Annotated in this window: 4 protein-coding genes; all 4 read right to left on the minus strand. The window is 73.9% G+C overall.

Going from position 1 to position 3,802, the window contains the following annotated elements:
- A partial coding sequence (locus D6689_03670) for a hypothetical protein (GenBank protein RMH43979.1) occupies positions 1-182 on the minus strand: 182 nt, incomplete at its 3' end.
- Positions 172-1,140, minus strand: coding sequence for a hypothetical protein (locus D6689_03675; GenBank protein RMH43982.1), 969 nt, complete (start codon positions 1,138-1,140; stop codon positions 172-174). The genes D6689_03670 and D6689_03675, both read right to left, overlap by 11 nt.
- 44 nt (positions 1,141-1,184) lie before the next feature.
- The gene (locus D6689_03680) at positions 1,185-2,513 is read right to left on the minus strand and encodes an FKBP-type peptidylprolyl isomerase (protein RMH43980.1); all 1,329 of its coding nucleotides are present in this window, start codon (positions 2,511-2,513) and stop codon (positions 1,185-1,187) included.
- Positions 2,510-3,802: Xaa-Pro dipeptidase (locus D6689_03685; GenBank protein ID RMH43981.1), on the minus strand; the 1,293-nt coding region annotated here is incomplete at its 5' end. The genes D6689_03680 and D6689_03685, both read right to left, overlap by 4 nt.

A 3,802-nucleotide genomic window follows, 5' to 3' on the forward strand; every position in this document is an offset into this window, starting at 1 on the left:
CCGCGCAGCCGGACGCGCCCGCGCAGCCGCAGTGACGGCAGGCCGCGCAGCCGGACGCGCCCGCGCGGCCGCAGGGACGACGGGCCGCGCAGCCGGACGCGCCGGCGCGGCCGCAGGGACGGCGGGCCGCGTGTGGCCGGTGCGCGGGCGTCGGCGGGCGCGCAGCGCCGGTCACCGCGCAAACGCGCGGTCGACGAGGGCGCGCAGCGCCGCGCGTCGCCGGCGGACGGAGTGCGCGAGGGCGAGCTGGCCGCGGGCGCGGACCTCGTTGTGCTCGCGCCGGCTCGCGAACCGCGCCGGATCCCAGCCGAAGTAGCGGTCTTCGACCACGTCGACGCAAAACCGCGCGGCCAGCTCGACGCACACCGTCTCGAGCCCCGCGATCAGGTCGGCGCGCTCGATCGGCGTGAGCAGCGCGCCGGCGGCGTCCGCGTAGCCGCGCAGCGCTCTTGCGACCAGCTCCTCGTCGATCTCGGGAGCGGACACGTCTTCGCCGTGGGGGTTGCACCACGACCGCAGCGCGTCGCCGAGTTCGTAGGCCATCGTCTGGCGACCGACCGTGTCGAGATCGATGAGACACAGGGCGCGCGGCGGCGCTTCGCGCGCGAACAGGACGTTCGAGATCTTCAGGTCGCCGTGCGCGAGGCGGCGCGGCGCCGGCGCGAGCACCGGCAGGTCGGCCGCCGCCGCGAGAATGTCCCGCGCCAGCGGCCGGTCGCCGGCCACCGCGCGCAGCCGGGCCAGGTGCGCCGCGGTGTCGTGCACGCCCGGTCGCGCGGACCGCAACGGCGCGCCGAAGTCGGCCAGCGCCCGGTGAAACCGCGCGATCGCGGCGAAGCCGGCCTCGGCGTGGGCCGCGCCGGGGCAGCGGTGGTGCGTGGCGCCGTCGACGTATGTCAACGCGCGCCAGATTGCGCCGTCGACTGCCAGGGAAGTGGCGCCGTCGCGCGTGCGCACGAGGCGAGGCGTGTACACGCCCTTGTGCGCCAGGTGTTCGGTCACCGCGTCGATGTCGTCGTTGACCTCGGCGCGGAATACCGGGTGGAGGCGTTGGAGCACGATCGGCCGGTCGCCCGCGACGACGCGGTACGTGCGGTTGATCAGGCCGCCGGCGACCGGTTCGGCGACGGCCCCCGCGATGCCGTACGCGGCGAGCACGGCGGGCGGCGGCGCGGCGTCGTCGGTCACGGCCGGACGATGTCGAGCAGCTCGACGTCGAACACGAGCATACCCTGCGGCGCGCCGGGCTTGCCCTTGTAGGCGAGCTCCTCGGGGATCCAGAAGCGGAACTTGTCGCCCTTGTGCATCAGCTGCACCCCCTCGGTCCATCCGGCGATGACGCGGTCGAGCGGAAACTCGGCCGGCTGGCCGCGCGCGACGGAGCTGTCGAACATCTTGCCGTCGGTGGTCCACCCCGTGTAGTGGACGCGCACGATGCTCTTTGCGCCCGGCGTCGCGCCGCCGCCGCCTTGCTTCAGCACCCGATACGCGAGGCCCGACGGCGTGCGCTTGGCATCCTTCGGCGGCGCGGCGACGTCCTTGGGGGCCGGGATCGGCTTCGGCGCCGGCTTGATGTCGAGCAGCTCGATGTCGAACACGAGCATGCCCTGCGGCGCGCCGGGCTTGCCCTTGTAGGCGAGTTCCTCCGGGATCCACAGCCGCGCCTTGTCGCCCTTGCGCATCATCTGCACGCCTTCGCTCCAGCCGGGGATGACCTTGTCGAGCGGAAACGTCGCCGGCCGGTTGCGGGTCACCGAGCTGTCGAACATCTCGCCGTCCGTCGTCCATCCGGTGTAGTGGACCGTCACCGTGTCCTGCGGGCCGGGGCGTTGCTTGCCGCCGCCTCGCGACAGGATCTTGTAGGCGAGGCCCGACGGCGTGCGCTTGGCGTCCTTCGGCGGCGCGGCGACGTCGGGCGGCGCCGGCAGCGGCTTGGGACCCGGCGTGATGTCGAGCAGCTCGACGTCGAACACGAGCATGCCCTGCGGCGCGCCGGGCCGACCCTTGTACGCCAGGTCTTCCGGGATCCAGAAGCGGAACTTGTCGCCCTTGCGCATCAGCTGGACGCCCTCGGTCCAGCCGGGGATCACCTGCTTGAGCTGAAACGTGGCGGGGCGCCCCTTGACGACGGAGCTGTCGAACATCTTGCCGTCGGTGGTCCACCCGGTGTAGTGGACCTTGACCCGGTCCCACGCGTGCGGGCTCGGCCCATCGCCGGGGCCCTTGTGCAGGACCTTGTAGGCCAGGCCGCTGGCCGTCTTGGTCGCGTCGGCCGGCGGCGCCGCGACATCCGGCGGCGCCGGCAGCGGCTCGCGCGCGCCCGGCTTGCGGGGCTGGTCCGGGTTGGCCGCCGCGGTCGCGGTCGCCGTGGCCGGCTTGGCGTCGCCGTCGTCTTGTGCGCGGCGGGTCTGGCACGCGGCGGCGAGCGCGCAGGCGGCAGTCCAGAGGGCGAGTCGATGAACCATGCGCGGCACTCTACCGCATGGCCGGCTCGCGCGCAGGCCGGCCGTCATCCGAGCGCCGGGCGGGTGAGGTTGTGCGGCGCATCGCCGACGATGGCGATGTCGTCCTCGATGCGCACGCCGCCGAACGGGGCGATCGCATCGACCGCGTTCCAGCGGACGAGCGCCGCGTGTTCGCTCGCGCGCACCGGCCGCAGCAGCTTCGCGATGAAGTAGCAGCCCGGTTCGATGGTCACCACGTGGCCGTCGCGCAAGACCGCCGTCGTGCGCAGATAGGGGTTGTCCGTGCGCGGCGCGGTGGGGCGGCAGCCGACGTCGTGCGTCTGCAGGCCGAGCGAGTGGCCGAGGCCGTGCGGAAAGAACGCGCGGGTGATCCCGGTATCCACGAGCGCGTCGGCGGGGCCGACGGCGAGGTCGAGGTCGACGAGCGCCTGCGCGAGCAGGGCGTGCGCCTCGTCGTGCAGGTGCTCGAACGCGACGCCGGCGCGCGCTCGCAGGCACAGTTGCTGTTGCAATGCCTCGACCGCGGCGATCAGCGCGCGGAATCCGTCGGCCGCGGCGCCGCTGCCGGCGACGTGCGTGCGCGTGATGTCGGCGTGATAGCCGAAGCAGGTCGCGCCGGCGTCGACGAGCAGCGACGCCGCTGCACCGCGGTGTTCGCGAGCGTAGTGGACGTGGTGCAGGATCGCCGCGTGGTGACCGATCGCGACGATGTTCTTGTACGGCGTGTCGGCGTCGTCCTGGCCGGTCGCCTGTAGATAGGTCAGATGGAGTGCCAACTCCGACCGCTCGCCGGCCGCGAACGCCTCGGCGACGGCGGCGTGCCCCGGCGCAGCGCGGCGGTTGGCCTCCGCGATGCACGCGCGCTCGTAGGGAGATTTGACCGCGCGCACGGCGTCGAGGGCGCGCACGAGCGCCGCCGGGTTGCGCGCGCCGGGGGCGATGCCCCAGGCGTCGGCGCGCGCCGCGTCGTCGCCGAGGAAGGCGACGCGGCCGGCCGGTGCCTCGCGGGCGGCCGCGTTCGCCGTGTTGGCGACGACGAGGTCGAACGCGTTCCAGAAGTGGTCGCCGTCGACGGGCGCGGAGCCCTCCCAGTAGTCGCCGGTGTCGACGCGAACGAGGCGCGGGCGGCGGCCCGGCACGATCACGATCGCCGCGTCCGGCTCGCGCAGCGGCGCCCAGTGAAGGAAGTAGGGCGTCGGTCGATGCGGCCAGTGCTGGTCGTCGAAGCTCGACTGGAGAGCCGGACGCCCGGAGTGGATCACGACCGCGTCGAAGCCCGCCGCGTCGAGCGCGCGAGCGTACTCGCGTTCGAGCCGGTCGATGTGGTCGCGGAACAG

The organism is Deltaproteobacteria bacterium (genome assembly GCA_003696105.1).
Lineage (GTDB): Bacteria > Myxococcota_A > Polyangia > Haliangiales > J016 > J016.

Excerpts from the sequence above, each read along its gene's own strand:
- D6689_03680 (RMH43980.1), bottom strand. The coding sequence starts at position 2,513 with ATGACGGCCGGCCTGCGCGCGAGCCGGCCATGCGGTAGAGTGCCGCGC.